Source organism: Streptomyces sp. XH2 (assembly GCF_049725035.1).
In the GTDB taxonomy this organism is placed as follows: domain Bacteria; phylum Actinomycetota; class Actinomycetes; order Streptomycetales; family Streptomycetaceae; genus Streptomyces; species Streptomyces roseoverticillatus.
The window spans coordinates 43,632-64,294 of the sequence record NZ_JBMMMZ010000010.1 but is presented as its reverse complement, the minus strand read 5'-3'; the positions used below and the strand labels follow the sequence as shown (position 1 = coordinate 64,294).

The 20,663-nt window shown below is 74.7% G+C and carries 16 protein-coding genes and 1 pseudogene; 8 read left to right on the top strand and 9 right to left on the bottom strand.

Annotated elements, in window-relative coordinates; all coding sequences use genetic code 11:
• Positions 1-71: 71 nt before the first annotated feature.
• Both ACOTKD_RS21155 and ACOTKD_RS21150 read right to left on the bottom strand, forming a co-directional pair.
• A pseudogene (locus tag ACOTKD_RS21155) lies at positions 72-410 on the bottom strand (alkene reductase); the annotation flags it as partial.
• 165 nt (positions 411-575) lie between these two features.
• Entirely contained in the window at positions 576-1,466 is an 891-nt protein-coding gene (locus tag ACOTKD_RS21150; RefSeq protein ID WP_424890554.1) for a nitroreductase/quinone reductase family protein, read from the bottom strand.
• A gap of 385 nt (positions 1,467-1,851) precedes the next feature.
• Here ACOTKD_RS21150 and ACOTKD_RS21145 point away from each other — a divergent pair, with 385 nt between their 5' ends.
• On the top strand, positions 1,852-2,211 hold the full coding sequence (locus tag ACOTKD_RS21145) for a hypothetical protein (protein WP_424890553.1): 360 nt from the start codon (positions 1,852-1,854) through the stop codon (positions 2,209-2,211).
• A 130-nt stretch (positions 2,212-2,341) separates the two neighbouring features.
• Here ACOTKD_RS21145 and ACOTKD_RS21140 read toward each other — a convergent pair whose 3' ends face one another.
• The 5 genes from ACOTKD_RS21140 to ACOTKD_RS21120 form a co-directional block, all read right to left on the bottom strand.
• Positions 2,342-3,733: an FAD-dependent oxidoreductase gene (locus tag ACOTKD_RS21140; RefSeq protein ID WP_424890552.1), complete on the bottom strand. Its 1,392-nt coding sequence runs from the start codon at positions 3,731-3,733 to the stop codon at positions 2,342-2,344.
• Positions 3,734-3,779: 46 nt separating this feature from the next.
• Complete coding sequence (gene pcaG, locus ACOTKD_RS21135) at positions 3,780-4,319, bottom strand: protocatechuate 3,4-dioxygenase subunit alpha (RefSeq protein ID WP_424890551.1); 540 nt, start codon at positions 4,317-4,319, stop codon at positions 3,780-3,782.
• Positions 4,319-5,059 carry a protocatechuate 3,4-dioxygenase subunit beta gene (gene pcaH, locus ACOTKD_RS21130; RefSeq protein WP_424890550.1) on the bottom strand — a complete coding sequence of 247 codons (741 nt, stop codon included), beginning with the start codon at positions 5,057-5,059 and terminating at the stop codon, positions 4,319-4,321. The genes pcaG and pcaH overlap by 1 nt, the downstream gene beginning before the upstream one ends.
• A 54-nt stretch (positions 5,060-5,113) precedes the next feature.
• Positions 5,114-6,304, bottom strand: coding sequence for a 4-hydroxybenzoate 3-monooxygenase (locus tag ACOTKD_RS21125; protein ID WP_424890549.1), 1,191 nt, complete (start codon positions 6,302-6,304; stop codon positions 5,114-5,116).
• A gap of 73 nt (positions 6,305-6,377) precedes the next feature.
• A complete protein-coding gene (locus tag ACOTKD_RS21120; RefSeq protein ID WP_424890548.1) occupies positions 6,378-7,571 on the bottom strand; it encodes a thiolase family protein in 1,194 nt (397 codons plus the stop codon).
• Positions 7,572-7,767: 196 nt separating this feature from the next.
• Here ACOTKD_RS21120 and hemG point away from each other — a divergent pair, with 196 nt between their 5' ends.
• Both hemG and hemQ read left to right on the top strand, forming a co-directional pair.
• The gene (hemG, locus tag ACOTKD_RS21115) at positions 7,768-9,216 is read left to right on the top strand and encodes a protoporphyrinogen oxidase (protein WP_424890547.1); all 1,449 of its coding nucleotides are present in this window, start codon (positions 7,768-7,770) and stop codon (positions 9,214-9,216) included.
• Positions 9,217-9,221: 5 nt separating this feature from the next.
• Positions 9,222-9,935, top strand: a complete 714-nt coding sequence (gene hemQ / locus ACOTKD_RS21110) for a hydrogen peroxide-dependent heme synthase (RefSeq protein WP_058042342.1) — start codon at positions 9,222-9,224, stop codon at positions 9,933-9,935.
• 359 nt (positions 9,936-10,294) lie between these two features.
• Here the strand turns inward: hemQ and ACOTKD_RS21105 are convergent, their stop codons facing one another.
• A complete protein-coding gene (locus ACOTKD_RS21105; RefSeq protein WP_424890546.1) occupies positions 10,295-11,884 on the bottom strand; it encodes an alpha/beta hydrolase in 1,590 nt (529 codons plus the stop codon).
• A 254-nt stretch (positions 11,885-12,138) separates the two neighbouring features.
• On the opposite strand from ACOTKD_RS21105, the gene ACOTKD_RS21100 reads away from it, so the two are divergent.
• The 4 genes from ACOTKD_RS21100 (at position 12,139) to ACOTKD_RS21085 (ending at position 17,839) form a co-directional block, all read left to right on the top strand.
• On the top strand, positions 12,139-12,840 hold the full coding sequence (locus ACOTKD_RS21100) for a nuclease-related domain-containing protein (RefSeq protein ID WP_424890545.1): 702 nt from the start codon (positions 12,139-12,141) through the stop codon (positions 12,838-12,840).
• A gap of 715 nt (positions 12,841-13,555) precedes the next feature.
• The gene (locus ACOTKD_RS21095; RefSeq protein WP_424890544.1) at positions 13,556-14,755 is read left to right on the top strand and encodes an EfeM/EfeO family lipoprotein; all 1,200 of its coding nucleotides are present in this window, start codon (positions 13,556-13,558) and stop codon (positions 14,753-14,755) included.
• Complete coding sequence (efeB, locus tag ACOTKD_RS21090) at positions 14,752-15,972, top strand: iron uptake transporter deferrochelatase/peroxidase subunit (RefSeq protein WP_424890543.1); 1,221 nt, start codon at positions 14,752-14,754, stop codon at positions 15,970-15,972. Before ACOTKD_RS21095 ends, efeB begins: the two co-directional genes overlap by 4 nt.
• A 19-nt stretch (positions 15,973-15,991) precedes the next feature.
• The gene (locus ACOTKD_RS21085) at positions 15,992-17,839 is read left to right on the top strand and encodes a phospholipase C (RefSeq protein ID WP_424890542.1); all 1,848 of its coding nucleotides are present in this window, start codon (positions 15,992-15,994) and stop codon (positions 17,837-17,839) included.
• A gap of 186 nt (positions 17,840-18,025) precedes the next feature.
• Here the strand turns inward: ACOTKD_RS21085 and ACOTKD_RS21080 are convergent, their stop codons facing one another.
• On the bottom strand, positions 18,026-18,436 hold the full coding sequence (locus ACOTKD_RS21080; protein ID WP_424890541.1) for a BlaI/MecI/CopY family transcriptional regulator: 411 nt from the start codon (positions 18,434-18,436) through the stop codon (positions 18,026-18,028).
• Between the two features lie 109 nt (positions 18,437-18,545).
• Between ACOTKD_RS21080 and ACOTKD_RS21075 the strand changes: the two genes are divergently transcribed.
• Positions 18,546-20,651, top strand: a complete 2,106-nt coding sequence (locus ACOTKD_RS21075) for a transglycosylase domain-containing protein (RefSeq protein WP_424890540.1) — start codon at positions 18,546-18,548, stop codon at positions 20,649-20,651.
• The last annotated feature ends 12 nt before the right edge of the window (positions 20,652-20,663 follow it).

Sequence of the window (20,663 nt, the reverse complement as noted above, 5' to 3'; positions counted from 1 at the left end):
TCTAGCAGGCGTGCGACGGCCCGGCAGCCGGTTCTCGTTCGCCGGCTGCCGGACCGTCAGTTGACGGCCTGTCAGCCTGTCAGCGCCGGGTAGTCCGTGTACCCCTTCGCGTCGCCGCCGTAGAACGTGGCGCGGTCGGCCGTGTTGAACGGGCCAAAGCTCGGCGCCGGGAGGTCGCACCACGCCGCGAGGTGCGCCGCCTCCCGGATGTCCGAGGCCTCCATGACGTGCAGGTAGGCCAGGCCCAGCGGCTCGATCGCGTCGACCAGCGCGGCGTACGTGGCGGCGGGGTCGGTCTCCTCGATGTCGCCCAGGGTGTTCGCCGGGGAGATGCGCAGGCCGGTCCGGGCGGCGCCGATCCCAGCGACGACGGCCTCGGTGAGATCCGACCCGCCCACGGAGGAAGCCCGCTCATGACCGACACCCCGGACGGCGCACCCGCCCCCGACCCTTGTACCGCCGAAGCGGCAGAGGCCCCCGGCGCCGCCGAGGCCCCCGCCGCCCGGCTGTGCGCCGGGGGCGAGGGGCAGGCCGGTCCAACCTCGCCGGGTGCTGACCGCGCTCCCGGCGCGCCGCTACGCCTTCGGGGCCTGCGGCGGGAAGGGGATCCCGGCGAGCGGCGGGAGCAGGACCTCCTCCTCGTAGGCGAGGTGCGCCGTCAGCTCCTCCGACATCCGCTCCAGCTCGGCCCGGAACCGTACGGGGTCGGCGCCCGCGATGTCCGCCAGCAGGGTGCCCAGCTCCTGCTGCAGCCGCGCCACGGTCCGGTGCTCGGCCCGGAGCCGGTCGAAGGCGCCGCCGAGCTCCGGGTGATGGGTCTCCATCGCGGGGAACAGGTGCCGGTCCTCGCTGACGTGGTGGAACTCCAGCGACTGGCAGAACGCCAGGCAGTGCTGGCGGATCTGCAACCCCAGCCCCGGCGCCGGTCGCTCGCCGCCCTCCGCCACGGCGGCGAAGTGGGCATCGACCTCGGCGCGCACGTGCTGCAACTGCGCGCGCAGCCAGGTGTGGACCTCCATGACCTTGTCGGCGAGCGTCCTGACCGGGGCCGGGGCGTCCTCCCCGGTCCGTTCCAGGATCACGACCGGCAGGACGCGCGGGGTGTTCGCCTGGTAGTCGCCGTACCCCGGCGCCGCGCGCACCGCGTGGGCGAACAGCCGGTCGCGCCGCTCCCCTTCGGCGGGCACCGCCACCGCGCCGTACCGCTCGGCCCCGATCTCGACCTGGACGAGCGGGTGGGCCAGCAGGTTGTGGTACCAGTCCGGGTGCCGGGGCGCGCCCATGTTGGACCCGACGACCAGCAGCAGCTCGCCGTGGCGCACGTAGCCGAGCGGTGTGGTGTGCTGCGTGCCGGACTTCGCGCCCGTGGTGGTCAGCAGCAGCAGATCGCCGCCCTCGAACGGGCCGCCGACCTTGCCGCCGTTGGCACGGAACTCATCGATGACGGATTGATTGAAGGAAGACATGGGTGTGGGCTCTCCGGAAAGTGCAGGACCGCGTCAACGTGCGCGGGAATGCCTGAGGATGGTGATCCGCGCGAGGCGGAGGGAACGAGGAGAAAGGGCGCGCGGAGCGCCGGAGCGTACGCGTACGAGCGCGCCGCCCGCGTCAGGCTCAGCCTGCGGAACGTGAGTTCATGGGAAGTACCCCTGCACAACGGGTGGTCGCCCGGCTGCCGGCCGGCCCACTTCTCTTTGGCCGGCGCCACGCGCCACGCCGCCCATTACATCCGCCGGGCCCGGCCCGCGTCAACGCCGGAGATCATCCGGGCGTCACCGCTCGCTTTGCATGTCATGCTCATGCCTGGATAGCGTGGTGATCACCGTTACCGACCACGACGGGGAAAACATCATGCGCATAAGGAAGTTGGCGGCCGCTGCCGTCACTGCCGCCGTTCTCGCCGGCACCACAGCCCTGACCGGCGGCGTCGCCGCCGCGGCCGACGTGCGGACCGCCGACGCCTCGTACTGCACCTACGGCAAGCTCACCGCGCTGGAGAGCGTGAAGATCCGCACGGACAGGAAGCTGAACGCCACCGCCGTCGGCCTGCTCCCCAAGGGCAGGTCGGGCCGCGGCTGCGACTCGACCGGCACCGGTCTGAGCGGCCAGTCCTACAACCTCTGCGGGAAGAAGGACAACAGCTGGGTCCTCCTGGCCTACGCGGGGCACGAGGGCTGGGTCCCCTCGGCCTGCATCAAGCAGTGGCGCTGACGCGGTGACCGGTGCGCCCCGGGCGGGATCCCCGCCCGGGGCGCACCGCTGTGGGCCGTCCCCCGTGTGAGGGACGGGCCGGGCGGCGAGGGGGCGCGCAGGAGCCCGTCGCTCGCCGCCCTCACGCCCGTCAACTCGATTGCCCCCCAACGTCCTTGACGGCCGCCGCAGCCCTGCGGGCCGCCACCAGCACCGGGTCCCACACCGGTGAGAACGGCGGGGCGTAGCCCAGGTCCAGGGACGTCATCTGATCTACCGTCATACGGGCCGTGAGGGCCACCGCCGCGACGTCCACCCGCTTCGCCGCCCCCTCACGGCCCACGATCTGCACGCCCAGCAGCCGCCCCGTGCCGCGCTCGGCGAGCATCTTCACCGTCATCGGGCGCGCCCCGGGGTAGTAGCCGGCACGGCTCGTCGACTCGATCGTGGCGGTCACGTAGCGCAGGCCCTCCGCCCGCGCCTGGGCCTCCAGCAGGCCGGTCCGGGCGATCTCCAGGTCGCAGACCTTGCTGACGGCCGTGCCCACCACGCCGGGGAACGTCGCGTAGCCGCCGCCCACGTTGGTGCCGATGACCTGCCCGTGCTTGTTGGCGTGGGTGCCGAGGGCGATGTGGCGGGTGCGGCCGGAGACGAGGTCGAGGACCTCCACGCAGTCGCCGCCGGCCCAGACGTTCTCGTGGCCGCGCACCCGCATGGCCAGGTCGGTGAGCAGCCCGCCCGACGTGCCCAGCGGCAGGCCCGCTTCCCGGGCCAGGGCCGCCTCGGGGCGTACGCCCAGGCCGAGGACGACCACGTCGGCGGGGTGTTCGCGGGCGGCGGTGACGACGGCGCGGACCCGGCCGTCCGGGCCGGTCCGCACGGCCGTGACCTCGGTGTCCGTCACGACCTCGATGCCCATGCCGGTCATGGCGTCGCGCACGAGCGCGCCCATGTCGGGGTCGAGGGTCGCCATCGGCTGCGCGGAACGCTCGATCACCGTCACCGCCCAGCCGCGCCGCACGAGCGCCTCCGCCGCCTCCACGCCGATGTACCCCGCGCCGACCACCACCGCCCTGCGGTCCGCCGCGCCGCCGTCGAGCGCGGCGACGAGCGCCCGGCCGTCGTCCAGGGTCTGCACCCCGTGCACGCCCACGGCGTCGATGCCCTCCAGGGGCGGCCGGACCGGGCGGGCACCGGTCGCGAGGACGAGGTGGTCGAAGCCGTGCCAGCGCTCCGTACCGGACTCCAGGTCACGTGCGAGGACGCGCTGCCCGTCGAGATCGAGCCCGGTCACCTCCGTGCGCATCCGCACATCGATGCCGCGGGCGCGGTGCTCCTCCGGCGTCCGGGCGACGAGCGCGTCCGGGCCGTCCACCACGCCGCCCGCCCAGTACGGGATGCCGCACGCCGAGTAGGACGTGAAGCGGCCGCGCTCGAACGCGACGATCTCCAGCTCGTCCGGCGCCTTGAGCCGGCGCGCCCGGGACGCGGCGGACATGCCCGCCGCGTCGCCTCCCACGACCACCAGTCGCTGTGCGGCCACGTCCGCTCCTCCCGTTCCCCGGTCGCTCCGTCGCCCCGGTCTCGTGTCAGTCTCCGGCACTCCAGTCCAGGAAGACCGTCTCGTCGTCCCCCTGCAGCTTCACGTCGAAGCGGTACGCGTTCCGCCTCCCGGCTTCGGGCCTCGCCAGCAGCGTGGCCCGCCGGTCCGCCGGCAGCGCCGCCAGCAGGGCGTCGCCGGGCGGCTCGGTGACGTACACCCGGGTGAACAGGTGCCGGTTCAGCCCCCGGGCGTGGACGCACACGGCCAGGTACGGCGCGCCGCCCGGCAGCAGCGTGCGCAGCACGTAGTGCCCGTCCCGGTCGGTGGGCACACGGGCCCAGCCGGTGAACGTCTCCCCGTCGCGGCGCAGACTGCCCGGCGCGCCGGTGAGCGAGCCGTCGGGGGCGGCCTGCCAGAACTCCAGGAGCGCGTCGGGCACGGGCGCGCCCTCCCCGTCGCGGACGTGGCCGTGCACGGTCACGGCGGCCGGGTGACCGGCCGGAGCCGCGTCACCGCCGCCCGGGAAGGGCAGGGCGGTGCCGTAGTAGGGGCCGATGGTCTGGGAAGGCGTCGGGGGCGGCAGCATCAGCGGGCCCCTTCGGTCCAGGTGGCGGACGGGCCGTCCAGGACGATGTCCCAGCGGTAGCCGAGGGAGCGGCCGGGCTCGCCCAGCGCGCGGTCCAGGGCGCTGACCAGCCGGGCGCGGGCCGCCGCGTCGCCGGCGGTGTGCCGGATGATGTCGTCGGGCAGGAGCGGGTCGCCGGGGAAGTACATCTGGGTCACGAGCCGCTGGGTGAACGCCGTACCGAAGAGCGAGAAGTGCAGGTGGGCGGCGCGCCAGGCGTCGTTCGAACCGCCCAGCGGGTAGGCGCCGGGCCGGATGGTGACGAAGCGGTAGCGGCCTTCGTCGTCGGTGAGGCAGCGGCCCGCGCCGGTGAAGTGGGGGTCGAGCGGGGCGGGGTGGCGGTCGAGGGGGTGGGCGTAGCGGCCCGCGGCGTTGGCCTGCCACAGCTCCACGAGCTGGCCGCGCACGGGGCGGCCCCGGCGGTCCGTCACCCGCCCGGCGACGACGATGCGCTCGCCGACCGGCTCGCCGCGGTGCTGCCGGGTGAGGTCGTGGTCCAGGGGCCCGACGTCGGCCGTCCCGAAGACGGGGCCGGTCAGCTCGGCGGTTCCGGGGGCGACGGGCATGGGCACGGACACGGCCGGCCTGAGGGGCGCGCGGAGGGCGACGGCCCGCGCGGCGGCGGCGAAGGCGCTGTCCCCGGGGTCCGTGGGGCGTATCTGTTCCTGCGCGGGATGAGGTGCGGGTTCAGAAAGAGCCATGGCCCTGACCTACCCCGGGTCGCCCCCGGTGATCCCGCCCGGCCTGCCGTCAGGTCAGACCAGTGGTGCTCCCGCATAGTTCTCGGCCAGCTCGGCCGCGGCCGCCGTGGGGCCCGTGACCCGGCGCAGCCACGTCAGCTGCATGGCGCGGTCGTACGCGTCCGCGCCCGGCGCCGCGTGCAGCATCGTCGTCAGCTCGTGCGAGAAGAACTGCGCCTGCCACACGCGGCGCAGGCAGTTGTCCGAATACCGGTCGAGGAGCGCGGCCGAGCCGGTGCGGTGCCAGTGCGTGAACGCCCGGGCCATGGTGACGACGTCCCCGAAGGCCAGGTTGAGGCCCTTGGCGGCGCTCGGCGGCACGATGTGCGCCGCGTCCCCCGCGAGCAGCAGCCGCCCGTACCGCATCGGCTCGATCACCTGGCTGCGCAGGCCGCTCACCGACTTGGCGAGGACGGGCCCGCGCCGCAGCCGCCAGTTCCCGGCGGCCAGCCGGACGTCCAGCTCGTCCCAGACGCGGTCGTCCGGCCAGTCGCGGGGATCGGTGCCGTTGGGCACCTGCAGGTAGAGCCGGGAGACGGCGGGGGAGCGCATGCTGTGCAGCGCGAAGCCCCGCTCGTGGCCGGCGAGCAGCAGCTCGTCGCTGGAGGGCGGCACGTCCGCGAGGATGCCGAGCCACGAGTACGGGTACGTGCGCGCGTGCATCGTCACCGCGCCCGCGGGCAGGGCGCGCCGGGAGGCGCCGTACGAGCCGTCGCACCCCGCCACGAACTCGCACTCCAGCGTGGCCTCCTGGCCGCCCCGCCCCTCCCGGCCGCCCCGGACGAAGCGGATGAGCGGCTGCTCGCCGTCCGCCTTCTCGACGGCGACCACCCGCGTGTCGAACAGCAGCGGCGGCCCGCCCGCCAGCTGAAGGGCGATCAGGTCCTTGACCACCTCGGTCTGCGGATAGATCGTCACGGTCCGGCCGCCGGTCCGGGACGGCAGGTCCACCCGGTGCGCCTCGCCCTCGAAGCGCAGCTCGAAGCCGCGGTGGATCAGGCCTTCGCGGTCCAGCCGGTCCCCCGCGCCGCACTCCCGCAGGATGTCCACCGAGCCCTGCTCCAGGATCCCGGCGCGCTGCCGCCGCTCGACGTACGCCCGGTCGCGGGACTCCAGGACGACGCAGTCCACGCCCGCCCGGTGCAGCAGCCGGGCGAGCAGCAGGCCGGCCGGGCCGGCCCCGATGATGCCGACGGTGGTACGCATGTGCGGGCAACCTCCCCGGAGAGCGAGCGCCGTACGCGTCCTCGGCGTGCGCGCGTCCCGGGCGGGCGGGCCCTCAGCGTTCGAGGACCAGTGCCTGCCCCTGCCCCACGCCGATGCACAGTGCGGCCAGCCCCGTGCCCGAGCCCGCCGCGGCGAGCTGATGGGCGACCGACCCCGCGAGGCGCGCGCCGGAGCAGCCCAGCGGGTGACCGATGGCGATCGCGCCGCCACGGGGGTTGACGATCCCGGTGTCGAGCTCCGGCCACTCCTCGAAGCATCCCAGGACCTGCGCCGCGTAGGCCTCGTTGAGCTCGAAATATGTCACGTCCGCAAAGGAGCGCCCGGCCTTGGCGAGGACGCGCCGCACGGCCTCCACCGGCCCGAGCCCGTAGAGGTCCGGCTCGATGCCCGTGACCGCGGACGCCCGGATCCGCGCGAGCGGCTCGCGGCCCGTCTCGCGCAGACCTTCCTCATCGCACAGCAGCAGCGCCGCCGCGCCGTCGTTGAGCGGCGAGGCGTTGCCGGCCGTGACCGTGCCCCCGTCCTTGCGGAAGGCCGGTTTGAGGCGGGCGAGGGCCTCCATGGAGGTGTTGTCGCGGATCGTCTCGTCCCGCGGCAGCGCGACCTCCGGCAGCGGGACGACCTCGGCGTCGAACGCGCCCTCCGCCCACGCCCGCGCCGCCTTCCGGTGGCTGGCCAGCGCGTAGGCGTCCTGCTGCTCCCGCGTGATGCCGTACTTGTCCGCGATCAGCTCGGCGCCCTCTCCCAGCGACGTCGTCCACCGCTCGGGCATCGCCGGGTTGGTCATCCGCCAGCCGAGCGTGGTCGAGTACAGCTGCTGGTGGGCCGTGGGGAAGGCCCGCTCCGGCTTCGGCATGACGTAGGGCGCGCGGGTCATGGACTCCACGCCGCCCGCCACGACCACCGAAGCGTCGCCGAGGGCGATCGTCCGGTACGCGTGGACGACGGCCTCCAGGCCCGAGGCGCACAGCCGGTTGACCGTCATGCCCGGCACGGTCACCGGCAGCCCGGACAGCAGCACGGCCATCCGGCCCACGTTGCGGTTCTCCTCGCCGGCGCCGTTGGCGTTGCCGAAGACGACGTCGTCGATCCGGGCCGGGTCGAGCGAGGGGCTGCGGCCGACGACCGAGCGGACGACGTGCGCGGCGAGGTCGTCGGGGCGCACGGAGGCGAGGGCCCCGCCGTACTTGCCGACCGGGGTGCGCACGGCGTCGACGACGTAGACGTCCCGGATGCGGTCGTTCATGGCACTCCTCCCGCGGGGCCCCGCCACCGGGGCCGCCGTGTGAACTGCTCTTCCACCCTGCTGTTCCTGGCCGGCCGCTGCCGAGTCTTCGGGCTGTCTCCGGGCGCTGTCAATGGGCAACCGCCCGATCGGTCGGTCGGGAGGTGGGGCGGAGGGCGGCGGAAGGCCGTTTGGGGCCGTTTGAGAGAGTGGTCCCATGAGCGCAGCAGACCGTTCGGCGGTCTCTTCCAGGCATCATGTCGTCGTTGTCGGCGGCGGGATCTCGGGCCTCGCCGCGGCCCTCCGGCTCGCCCGCGCGGGCGTCCGCGTCACGCTCCTGGAGGGCAGCGACCGCGTCGGCGGCAAGCTGCACGCCGGCGAGATCGCGGGCATGCCCGTGGACCTCGGAGCCGAGTCGGTGCTGGCCCGGCGCCCCGAGGCCGTGGAGCTCGCCCGCGCCGCCGGGCTCGGCGACCAGCTGCAGCCGCCCGCCGCCACCGCCATGCTCTGGACCCGCGGCGAGCTGCGCCCCCTGCCCACCGGCCACACCATGGGCGTCCCCGGCGACCTCGCCCCGCTCGCCGCCGCCGGCATCCTCTCCGCCGCCGGCCTCGCGCGCGTCGCCCAGGACGCCGAGCTGCCGCACACCGACCCCGGCGAGGACGTCGCCATCGGCGCGTACATCGCCGAGCGCATGGGCCGCGAGGTCGTCGACCGGCTCGTCGAGCCGCTGCTCGGCGGCGTCTACGCGGGCGACGCCTACCGCATCTCCCTGCGCGCCGCCGTCCCGCCGCTCTTCGAGGCCGCCCGCACCCACCGCTCCCTCGGCGAGGGCGTGCGCGACCTGCAGGCCCGCGCCGCCGCCCGGCAGCAGACCGGGCCCGTCTTCATGGGTATCGAAGGCGGCATCGGACGGCTGCCGCTCGCCGTCGCGGACGCGGTACGGGCCGCCGGCGGCGAGATCCTCACCCGCACCCGCGCGGACGAGCTCCGCCGGGACGGCGCGGGATGGAGCGTCCGCGCGGGCGAGCGGACCCTCACCGCCGACGCCGTCGTCCTCGCCGCGCCCGCCGGGGAGGCCGGACGGCTCCTGCGCGACGCCGCCCCCGCCGCCGCCGACGGCCTCGCCGCCGTCGAGTACGCCTCGATGGCCCTGGTCACCATGGCCTTCCGGCGCTCCGACGTGGAGGGACTGCTGCACGGCAGCGGCTTCCTCGTACCGCCCGTCGACGGCCGCACGATCAAGGCCTCCACCTTCAGCAGCAACAAGTGGCGCTGGAACGCCGACGCCGGCCCGGACCTGTTCGTCCTGCGGACGTCCATCGGGCGGTACGGCGACGAGGCCGACCTGCGGCGCGACGACGCCGAGCTGGTGTCCGTCTCGCTCAAGGACCTCGGCGACGCGGTCGGCCTCGCGGCGGCCCCGGTCGAGACGCGCGTCACCCGCTGGGACGGTGGCCTGCCGCAGTACCCCGTGGGGCACCTCGACCGCGTCGCCCGCATCCGCGAGGCCGTCGGCCGCGTGCCCGGCCTGGCCGTCTGCGGCGCGGTCTACGACGGCGTGGGCATCCCGGCCTGCGTCGCCAGCGCCCACCGGGCCGCCGACGGGGTGCTCGAAAGGCTCACGACCCTGGCCGAGGGCGCCGGGGACGGCAGGGGAGAATAGGAACCATGACAGACGCGCAGAAGATCCCGAACGCCGGCAAGAAGGCCAAGGACCTCAACGAGGTCATCCGCTACACCCTCTGGTCGGTGTTCAAGCTCCGCGACGTCCTCCCGCAGGACCGCGCCGGCTGGGCCGACGAGGTCGAGGAGCTGTTCGCGCAGCTCGCGGAGAAGGACGTCACCGTGCGCGGCACGTACGACCTCTCCGGCCTGCGCGCCGACGCCGACGTCATGATCTGGTGGCACTCCGAGACCTCGGACGCCCTCCAGGACGCGTACAACCTCTTCCGCCGCACCAGGCTCGGCCGCGCGCTGGAGCCGGTGTGGTCCAACATGGCGCTGCACCGCCCCGCCGAGTTCAACAAGTCGCACATCCCGGCGTTCCTCGCCGACGAGACCCCGCGCGACTACGTCAGTGTCTACCCCTTCGTCCGCTCCTACGACTGGTACCTGCTGCCCGACGAGGACCGCCGCCGCATGCTCGCCGACCACGGCAAGATGGCCCGCGGCTACCCGGACGTCCGGGCGAACACGGTCGCGTCGTTCTCGCTGGGCGACTACGAGTGGATCCTCGCCTTCGAGGCGAACGACCTGTACCGGATCGTGGACCTCATGCGCCACCTGCGCGCGTCCGAGGCACGGATGCACGTCCGCGAGGAGGTCCCGTTCTACACCGGCCGCCGCAAGGCGGTCGCGGAGCTGGTGGCGGGGCTGGCCTGAGCCGACGGGGCTCGTGCCCGGCCGGGTCCGGGGGTTGTCCCCGGGGGATGCGGTACGGGCCGCCGCAAGGCGGTTGCGGAGCTGGTGGCGGGGCCGGCGCAGCGCCTCCGGCGCGGAGGCGCTACGCGCTGCTCGGCGGTCGTGCATTCCGCCGGACCCTCGTGGCGGGGATGCTCGCCGTGGCGGCGGCCATCTTCTGCCGCCGCGGCGGCGGGAAACCACGATGTGCTGCTCCGGCGGTGCCGGGCCGGGCCGCAGCCCGGTGGGCCGGCGCCGCCGGAGGAATGTCCGTCGCCACGTCGGACCGGCCGTGTCCCGGAGGCGCGGCCCGGTGCGGCCCAGGGCGGCACCGCCGGGAGTCAGCCCGCGGCCGGCTGGGCCTGCTTGCCCCTCGTCGCTGCCGGCTCCCGGCGCGGAGCGCACGTCGCGTCCCGTGCCGAGCCCGTCAGCAGGTACGCGTCCAGGTGGCGGTTGACGCAGGCGTTCGGGCCGCCGCCGATGCCGTGCGTGCCCGCGCCCCGCTCGGTCACCAGTGCCGATCCCGGCAGCCGGCGCCGCAGTTCCAGCGCGCCCGGGTACGGCGTCGCCGCGTCCCGTTCCGCCGCGAGCAGCAGGGTGGGCGGGAGCGCGCCGCGCGAGGCGCGGACGTCGAGCGGCCGCTGCGACGGCGCCTTCCAGAACGCGCACGGCAGGTTCATCCACGCGTTCTGCCACGTCTCGAAGGGCGCCCGCCGCGCGAGCCGCGTGTTGTCGCGGTCCCACTTCTTCCACGAGCGCGGCCAGCGCGCGTCGTTGCACTCGACGGCCGTGTAGACGGCGTTGGAGTTCTCACTGGCCACCGCGCCGCCCGCGTCCGGCTCGGCGATGGCGCGCAGGGACTTGGCGTCCCCGCGCAGGTACGAGGAGAGGGCGTTCGCGCTGCGCGCCCAGTAGCTGTCGGTGTAGCCGACCTGGAGGAACGCGGCCTGGAGCTCCCCGGGCCCGACCTTGCCGGCCGGCTTGCGCGCCAGCCGGCGGCTCGCCCGCTCGTAGGAGGCGTGCACCTGCTGCGCGGTGCGGCCCAGGTGGTAGACGTCGTCGTGCTTGGCGACCCAGTGCCGCCAGTCGCTCCAGCGGGTCTCGAAGGCCGCGGACTGGTTGAGGTTGCTGCGGTACCAGATCTTCTTCGGGTCGGGGTCGACCACGCTGTCGAAGACCATGCGCCGCACGTGCCCCGGGAACAGGGTGGCGTACAGCGCGCCGAAGTAGGTGCCGTAGGACGCGCCCATGTAGGTGAGCCGCCGCTCGCCGAGCGCGGCGCGCAGGACGTCCAGGTCGCGGGCGTTGTTGAGGCTGGTGAAGTGCTGCAGGTCCGCGCCTGCGCGGCGCGCGCAGCTCTGCGCGTAGGCGCGCGCCTCGGCGACCTTCTTGCGCTTGTACGCGGCGGAGGGGTGCTCCGGCGCCTCGGTGGGGGCCTTCACGAAGCTCTCGGGGGAGACGCACGACAGGGGCGCGGAGCGGCCGACGCCGCGGGGGGCGTAGCCGATGAAGTCGTACGCCTTCGCCAGGTTCTGCCACTGCGGGATGGCCGCGAGCAGCGGGAAGAACATGCCGGAGCCGCCCGGGCCGCCGGGGTTGAAGACGAGCGCGCCCTGCCGGCCGGAGTCCGGGCCGGTGGCGCGGCCGCGGCTGACGGTGAGGCTGATGTGCTTGCCGTGGGGGTGGGCGTAGTCCAGCGGCACGGAGACGGTGCCGCACTCGAAGGGGGCGGGCAGGCCCTCGGCCTCGGGGCAGGTGCCGAAGCGGATGCCCTCCGAAGCGGCCTCCCGGGCGGCTTCTTCCGCGCCGAGCATTTCGGCGTAGCCGCCGGGCGCGTGGGTGCGGTGCGGGACGAGGGCGTCGGCCGGGGCGGCGGTGAGCGTGGTGAGGACCAGCGATCCCAGGGCTCCGTACAAGGCGAGTGCTCTCACTGACCATCCCTTCCGGCATTTAATGTGACAAAAGGGATAATTGGTGGAGGGTTTGGCGATGTAAAGCACCGGGGGCGGGTGTCGCCGCGATGGGGCCGGACGAGACCGGATGCGGCCGAAGGGGCGTGCCGGGCCGGGAATGGACGAGACCCCGCGATCGGGGGGATGTCGCGGGGCCTCTGTCAGGGGAACGACCCGCCGGACGGGTTGGTTCCCGCGCTTCTGCGGCAGTATGGCGGAGGGGGGTGGTCTGCGTGCGGGAGCGGCCGGACGGCAAGAGGAACGCGAACGGCAAGGCGTTCGATCCCGAGCGGCTGTTCCTGCCGCCCGACGACGATCTCGCACCCAACCGGCCCGGCGAGACGCTCCGCGCCCGGCTCGACGGCTCCGGCGCGGCCGGGTCGTCCGGCCGCGCCCGCCTCGTGCTCGCCCGGCTGCTCGGACGGCGGCCCGTCGAGGACGCCTGGCGCCGGGCGCTGGCCGCCGAGCAGTGCGTCGGCGCGGCGCTCGAAGGACTCGCCGGCGGCGGCTGGGACGTCGTGCACTCCATCGTCCTTCCGGGGGACGCGATCATCTCCCACCTGCTGATCGGGCCCGGCGGCGTCTTCGGCGTCGCCTCCCGGCCCGGGCGGAGGGCGCGGGTGCGGGTCGGCGTGTCGGAGGTGCGGACGGACCGCGAGCGGCATCCGCAGCCGTACGTCCGCGAGGCCCGGCACGACGCGGCCCGCGCGTCGCTCGTCCTCACGCGCGGCTGCGGGTTCCTGGTGCAGGTGCGGCCGGTGCTGGTGTTCGTCGGCGCGCGGAGCGTGGACGTCTCGCCGGAGCTGGACGACGTCCGGGTGCTGGGGGAGCGGGACGTGCCGGGGCTGGGCGCGCCGGGCGGGGTGCTGCACCCGGACCGCTCCCGGCGCGTCCACACGGTCGCGCGGAACCGGCGGGTGTGGCTCTGGGCGTGACGGCGTGACGGCGTGACAGGGCGTCAAATGGGTGACCTGCGGGCGTATTTCCCGACCGGAGCGGGGGCCGGCCCCTAGCCTTGATCATGCGGTCGAGGACTACGGGGAGGCTGCGGTGCGGTGCGCTGTGTCCGGCGGACGCTCGGGGATGAGGGTTCCCTCCGGGGCACCCCTGCCGCCGGACCACGGGCACGCACGGCTGCCGCCCTGTAACTCGACCGCGTTTGACTTTTGCGGCCACGTGACGGCTCGGCCGGTTCGGCACCGCCGGGGATCGTTGTTGGTGGTTGCGCGCCGTGGCGGCGGAGGTGGGCAGGCGGACGCCTGAGGTTCGCTTGCTCGCCGCCGCGGCAACGGATCGTCCGCCGCGGCGGTGAGTGACCACGGCGGTGGTGTCCGGCGGTGCCCTACGGGCTCGGCTGGTTCGGCACCGCCGGGATGGTTGTGGGTGGTTGCGCGCCGTGGCGGCGGAGGAGAGGTGCAGGTGCTCTCCGATGTTCCTCGGCAACGGTCGTCGGCCGCGGCGGACGAGTGCAGGCGGGTGCCTGCGGTTCTTTTGCCCGCCGCCGCCGCGGCGGCGAGCGACCGCGGCGGTGGTGCCCTACGGGCTCGTGGGTGCGCTCGGGGCCGCGGCGGCCGTCTTCCGCCGCGGCGGCGAGAAGCCACCCACAACCAGCCCGGCGGCGCCGGACGGACGTGACGGAGGAGGCGGTCGATGAGGCGTAGCCGGGACGCTCGTCCGCCGCGCCGGCGCGCGGCCGTCGCCGCCGCGGCCGTCGGCGGCGCCCTGCTCGGCCTCGCCGGCTGCACCGCCCCCGCACCCCGTACGCCCGCCGCGGGCGACAGCGTCGACGCGTCACCCCACCGCTGCGGCCACGGCTGGCGTCACCCCCGCCCCGGCACGCACACCTTCACCTTGCACAACACTTCCGCCACCGCGGCCGAGATCCAGCTCACCGACCCCCGTACCGGCGCCGTGCTCGGCGAGGCCGAGGGCATCGCGCCCGGGGCCGTCCGGACGATGCGGGCGCGGCTCGGCGCCGGCACGTACGCGTTCGTGTGCTTCGGCGACGACGCCGACCCCGTCACCGGCCCCGCCGTCCGCATCCGCGGCCGCACGACCGCCGGAGGCACCGGCCCCGCCGCCGTCCCCCTGACCGCGCACGACCTCATCCCGCCCACCCTGGACTACCAGCGGTGGGTCACCACCCGCATGACCCGCCTCGTCTCGGCGACCGGCGCCCTGCGCGCAGCCGTCCGCACCGGCGACGTCCCCGCCGCCCGCAGCCGCTGGCTCACCGCCCACCTCGCCTACGCCCGCCTTGGCGCCGCCTACGACGCCTTCGGCGACGCGGGCGACGCCGTCGACCGCACCACCGCCGGCCTGCCCCGCGGCCTGCGCGACCCGGGCTTCACCGGCTTCCACCGCGTCGAGCACGGCCTCTGGCACCACGAGCCCTCCGCCACCCTCCTCCCGGCCACCGACCGCCTCGCCCGGGACGTGCGCGCCCTGCGCACCGCCTGGGCCGGCACCCGGATGGACCCCGCCGACCTCGGCCGCCGCGCGCACGAGATCCTGGAGGACACCCTGCGGGCCGAACTGACCGGCCGCACCGACTACGGCTCCGGCTCCGGCCTCGCCACCGCCCGCGCCCACGTCGACGCCACCCGCGCCGTCCTGGACCGCCTCCGCCCGTACCTGCGCACCCGCTACCCGGGCCTGCCGGCCCTCGACCGCCGCCTGGGCCGCCTCGCCCGCACCCTCGACGCCCACGCCCGCGCCCACCACGGCGGCCGGACGCCGCCGGCCCGCCTCGGCCGTACGGAGCGGGCCCGCATCAACGCCGCCGTCGGCGACCTCACCGAGCGCCTCGCGTCCGTCGCCGCGCTCTGCGACGTGCGGAGGACGCCGTGAGGCCCGTCCCCCGCCGCGGCCTCCTCCGCGGCGCCCTGGCCGCGGGCGCCGCCGGCGCCCTCGCGGGCCCGGCCGCCGCCACCGGCCCCGACACCCCGAGCCCCCACCGCCCGGCGGCCCCCCGCTTCCACGGCCCCCACCAGGCGGCCGTCCTCACCCCGCCCGCCCGCGCCACCGCCTTCACCTCCTTCGACGTCACCGCCGCCGACCGCCGCGAACTCGCCGACCTCCTGCGCACCCTCACCGACCGCGCCCGCTTCCTGACCACCGGCGGCACCCCCGCCCCCACCGGCATCACCGGCCCGCCCCCCGACTCCGGCCTCCTCGGCCCGGACGTCCCCGCCGACGGCGGGCTCGCCGTCACCCTCTCCGCCGGCGCCTCGCTCTTCGACGGCCGCTACGGGCTCGCCGGCCGCGCCCCCCGCCTGCTGCGCACCATGCCCGTCTTCCCCGACGACGACCCCGACCCGGCCTGGTGCCACGGCGACCTCGCCGTCCAGCTGTGCGCCGACAGCCCCGACACCGTGCTGCACGCCCTGCGCGACCTCACCCGCCACACCCGCGGCGCCCTGCAGATCCGCTGGCGGATCAACGGCCACAACCCACCGCCCCGCCCCTCGGGCGCCCCCCGCAACCTCTTCGGCTTCAAGGACGGCACCTCCGGCCCCGACCCCCGCGACGCCCGCCTCATGGACCGCCTCGTGTGGACCGGCCCGGACTCCGGCGAGCCGCCGTGGGCCACGGGCGGCAGCTACCAGGTCGTCCGGCTCATCCGCATGCTGACCGAGTTCTGGGACCGCATCCCGCTCTCCGAGCAGGAGCGCGTCATCGGCCGCAGCCGCGACACCGGCGCGCCCCTCGACGGCGCCCGCGAGACCGACGCGCCCCGCTACGCCCACGACCCCACGGGCGAGGTGACCCCCCTCGACAGCCACATCCGCCTGGCCCACCCCCGCACCCCCGGCAGCGAGGCGCACCGGCTGCTGCGCCGCTCGTACACCTACGACCGCGGCACCGACAGCAACGGCACCCTCGACCAGGGCCTGCTCTTCTGCTGCTACCAGCGCGACCCGGTGCGCCAGTTCACGGCCGTGCAGAAACGACTCGCCGGGGAGCCGCTCACCGACTACGTCACGCCGTTCGGCGGCGGGTACTTCTTCGCCCTGCCCGGCGTGCGGGACCGCGCCGACTGGTACGGCCGCGCCCTGCTGGCCTGAACCGAAGGAACGAGACGACATGACCCGTATCCGTACTCGTGCCCGGACCCGTACTCGTGCCCGTACTCACACACGTACCCGTACGAGACGCGGCGCCGCCCTCGCCGCGGCCTTCGCCGTCACCTTCCTCGGCACGTCCCCCGCCGGCGCCACGTCCCCGCTCCCCGGCGACTGGACCGCGACCGAGTCCCCGGTCGAGCACCTCGTCGTCGTCTTCGACGAGAACGTCTCCTTCGACCACTACTTCGCCACCTACCCGCACGCCGCCAACACCGACGGCACGCGCTTCACCGCCGCCCGCGACACCCCCGCCAAGGTCGACAACCTGCGCACGGCCGGCCTCCTGCGGCGCAACCCCAACCAGTACCCCCCGCGCCGGCTGTCCGCCCGGCAGGCCCTCACCTGCGACCAGAACCACTCCTACGGCCCGGAGCAGTACGCCGCCAACGGCGGGAAGGCCGACAAGTACGTGCAGAACACCGACTCCGGCAAGTGCTCCGGCCGGCTGTTCGGCGAGCCCGGCCTCGTCATGGACTACTACGACGGCAACACCGTCACCGCCCTCTGGAACTACGCCCAGCACTACGCCCTGAACGACCGCTCCTTCAGCACCACGTACGGGCCGTCCACGCCCGGAGCGATCAACCTCGTCTCCGGGCAGACCCACGGCGTCGTCTCGACCGACCCCGCCTCCGGCACGGAGCGCCCCGAGCGGACCGCCGAGCCCGACCGCCGCGTCGTCACCGCGCCGGACGCCGACGGCGTCGGCACGGTCGTCACCGACCCCGAGCCCGCCTACGACGACTGCTCCAACAAGGACCGCACCGGGCACAGCCCCCTCGCCGAGATGACCGGCCGCACCATCGGGGACGTGCTCAACGACGAAGACGTCTCCTGGGGCTGGTTCCAGGGCGGCTTCCGCCCGAGCACCCCCTGGGACGGCAGGCCCGGCCACCACGCGCGCTGCTCCGGCCGCACGCACACCAACACCGGCGGCGCGCGCGTCGTCGACTACCTCCCGCACCACGAGCCGTTCCAGTACTACCGGTCGACGGCCAATCCCCACCACCTCCCGCCGCGCTCCGTCGCCGAGATCGGCCACGCCGGGCGGGCCAACCACCAGTACGACCTGACCGACTTCGACGCCGCCCTGCGCGCGGGGCGGCTGCCCGCCGTCAGCTTCCTCAAGGCACCCGCCGCGCGGGACGGCCACGCGGGCTACTCCGGGCCCCTCGACGAACAGCGGTTCCTCGTGGAGTGGATCAACAAGATCCAGAACGCGCCGCAGTGGAAGGACACCGCGGTCGTCGTCGCCTACGACGACTCCGACGGCTGGTACGACCACGCCTACGCGGCGCCGCGTAACGGCTCCCGGCTCGCCGGCAAGGGCCCCCACGGCAAGCCCCTGGACGGGCCCGCCTGCCGGGCCGCGCCCGCGGCCGCCGGCGGGCACGAGGGGCGGTGCGGGCCGGGGCCGCGGCAGCCGCTGCTCGTGATCTCCCCCTACAGCAAGGTCAACGCGGTCGACCACACGCCGACCGAGCAGACGTCCGTCCTCAAGTTCATCGAGTGGAACTGGGACACCGAATCCGTCGGCGGCTCCTCCTTCGACACCCGCGCGGGCTCGCTGCTGGGCATGTTCGACTTCGCGCACCCGAACGGGAAGCGGGTGCTGCTGAACGCGGACGGCTCCGTGCGGTCGGTGGGGAACATCCGCACGGTCGACCCCGTCGCCACGGAGATCGTCGACGGCGACGCGCCCGCCGAGGAACCGGCCGGGCCGGTCGCCTTGGCGGCGGGCGGGGCGGCGATGTGCGGGGCGGCGGCGCTCCTGCTGCGCCGCCGTGTCCGGCGCACGGGGCGGTAGCGCCGCCCCGGCAGTACTCCTCCGCCGCGGCGGCGATCAACCGTCGCGGCGGTGTCCGGCGGTGCCGTGCAGGCCTGAGGTGGCTCCGGCACCGCCGGGACGCGTCACTGTGGCTTCTCGCCGTTGCGGCGGAGGATTCTTGCCCGGCGGCAAGACAGCCAGGCCCCCGGGCCCCCGGGCGCGGCCCTACCTCTGGGCCGGGATGCCCCCCAGGCCGTCCGACAGGACCGCCCTCAGAAGCAGGGCGTCCCCCGGAGGGAGCTCCGCGGCGAAGCGGGCCAGGACGACCTCCCGGTCCGGGACGCCGTCGAGGATGCGGCACATGCGCCGCGCGGCCAGGCCCGCCTCGTCCGTGACCGGGGCGTACGCGTACGCGCGCCCGCGCGGGGTCCGGGTGAGGACCTCCTTGCTGAGGAGCCTGGAGAGGATCGTCACCACCGTGCTGTACGTGAGCTCGCCGGACAGCTGCGCCTGCACCTCGCGCGGGGTCAGCGGCCCCTCGGCCCGCTGCAGGGCGGCGAGGACCTCGCCCTCCAGCGCCCCGTTGGCGCGGCGTCGGGGGAGGCGCACCACGACGGGCGGTGTGGCTGTTTCCATGGCGTTCCGGCGGTCCTTCGCTTGTTTCGCGGGGTATGACCCAAGATTTAATGCTTTTACAAGGAAGTAAGACATTACGCTATAGGGACGCACCCCATAGGGTCGAGCGGTGTTCGAACGACGACATGGGCGACGAAGAGGGGCGCGTGCCACGCATGCCCGGAAACCATCCGCTCCGGCCGGCGGCCGCTCCTCCGGCCCTGCCCGCCGTAGACGCGCCGCCCCTCGCAAGCGCGGGCTCGCCGGCCTCGGCCGGCTGACCTGGCCGCGCCGGCTGCGCCCCGTCTACCCGCGCCCGGGCCGCCGCGGCTGGCGGCGCTGGATACCGTCGTGGCGCCAGGTGCTCGGCCTCTGCTCCTCCGTCGTGGGCGCCGTCGCCGTCCTCGTGGCGGTCATGTACGCGCGCACGGACATACCCGCCGACCTCAACGCCTTCGCGACCCAGCAGGACAACGTCTACTACTGGGCCGACGGCACGGAGATGGCCCGCACCGGTGAGGTCAACCGGCAGGACACCGACCTGGACAAGGTCCCCGAGAAGGTGCGCTGGGCCGCCCTCGCCGCCGAGAACGAGACCTTCTACTCCGACAGCGGCGTCTCGCCGAGCGGCATGGTCCGCGCCGTCTCCAAGATGGTCACCGGCGGCAGCACCCAGGGCGGCTCCACGATCACCCAGCAGTACGTGAAGAACGCCTACCTCAACCAGGAGCAGACCTTCACGCGCAAGCTCACCGAGATGTTCATCGCGATCAAGCTGGACAACCGGATGAGCAAGGACGACATCCTGGAGGGCTACCTCAACACCAGCTGGTTCGGCCGCGGCACGTACGGCATCCAGCGCGCTGCCCACGCCTACTACGGCAAGGACGTCTCGCAGCTCAACGCGAGCGAGGGCGCCTTCCTGGCCTCGCTGCTCAAGGGCGCGGGCCTCTACGACCCGTCGCTGGGCCGGAAGAACCACGAGCGCGCGGTGGAGCGCTGGAACTGGATCCTCGACCGGATGGTCACCATCGGCAAGCTGTCGAAGGAGGAGCGGGCCCGTTACACCACCTTCCCGGAGCCGAAGGCGCCGCCCAAGCCGGCCGGCCTGACCGGGCAGACGGGCTACCTCGTGGAGACGGCGCGGCAGTACGTGAGCGCGCACACGCCCGTCACCGAGAAGGACTTCGACCTGGGCGGCTACCAGATCCGGACGACCTTCGAGAAGCCGTCGATGGCGGCACTGGCGAAGGCCGCCGAAGAGGTGAAGGGCCGGCTCGACCCCGAGAAGCGGGCCGCCGACAAGGACGTGCGCATCGGGGCGGCCTCGGTCACCACCGACGGCCGCATCGTCGCCCTCTACGGCGGCCCCGGCTACCTCCAGCAGGGGTTCAACGACGCGAACTCGTCGGTCGTCCCGGCGGGCACCGCCTTCACGCCGTTCGTCTACGCGGCCGCCCTGCGCGACGGCGTGCAGCTGGAGCGCGGCAAGCCCCGTACGCCCGTCTCCCCGGCCACCGTCTACAACGGCGACAACAAGGTGAGCCTGCGCACCCCCGAGGGCCCGTACTGGGACCGCTCCGGGAAGATCGTCAAGGCGGTGAACGACGGCGGCAAGTCCTGGGGGAAGGTGACCCTCAAGGAGGCCGTCGCGCAGTCCGTGAACACCCCGATGATGCAGCTCGGCATGGACGTGGGCCTGGACCGGGCGGGCAAGGCCGCCGTCGACGCGGGCCTGCTGGAGAGCAGCCTCGGCACGAAGCTGCCCGCCTTCTCCCTGGGCACCGCGACCCCCAGCGCCATCCGCATGGCCGGCGCCTACGGCACCTTCGCCGCCCAGGGCCTGCACAGCGAGCCGTACTCCGTCGACCGGCTGAGCCGCAACGGCAACGAGGTGCCCGTCGAGAAGCCCAAGGCCGAGCGGACCCTGCCGCAGCCCGTCGCGGCCGCCGTGGACGACGCCCTGCGGGAGGCGGTCCGGCGCGGCACGGCGACCACCGCCAAGGCGGCCGGTGACGTGGCCGGCAAGACCGGCACGGGCCAGGGCAACAAGTCCGCGTGGTTCGCCGGCTACCGCGGCAAGGTCTCGACCGCGGTCTCGCTCTCCCGCATCGACCCCAAGACGCAGGAGCTGCTCCCGCTGGACGGCCTGGGCGGCGCCCCGAAGGGCGCGACGGGCAGCACGTACCCGATCGACATCTGGACGAAGTACATGACGGCCGTGAAGCAGAAGTGACGGAGGGGGCCG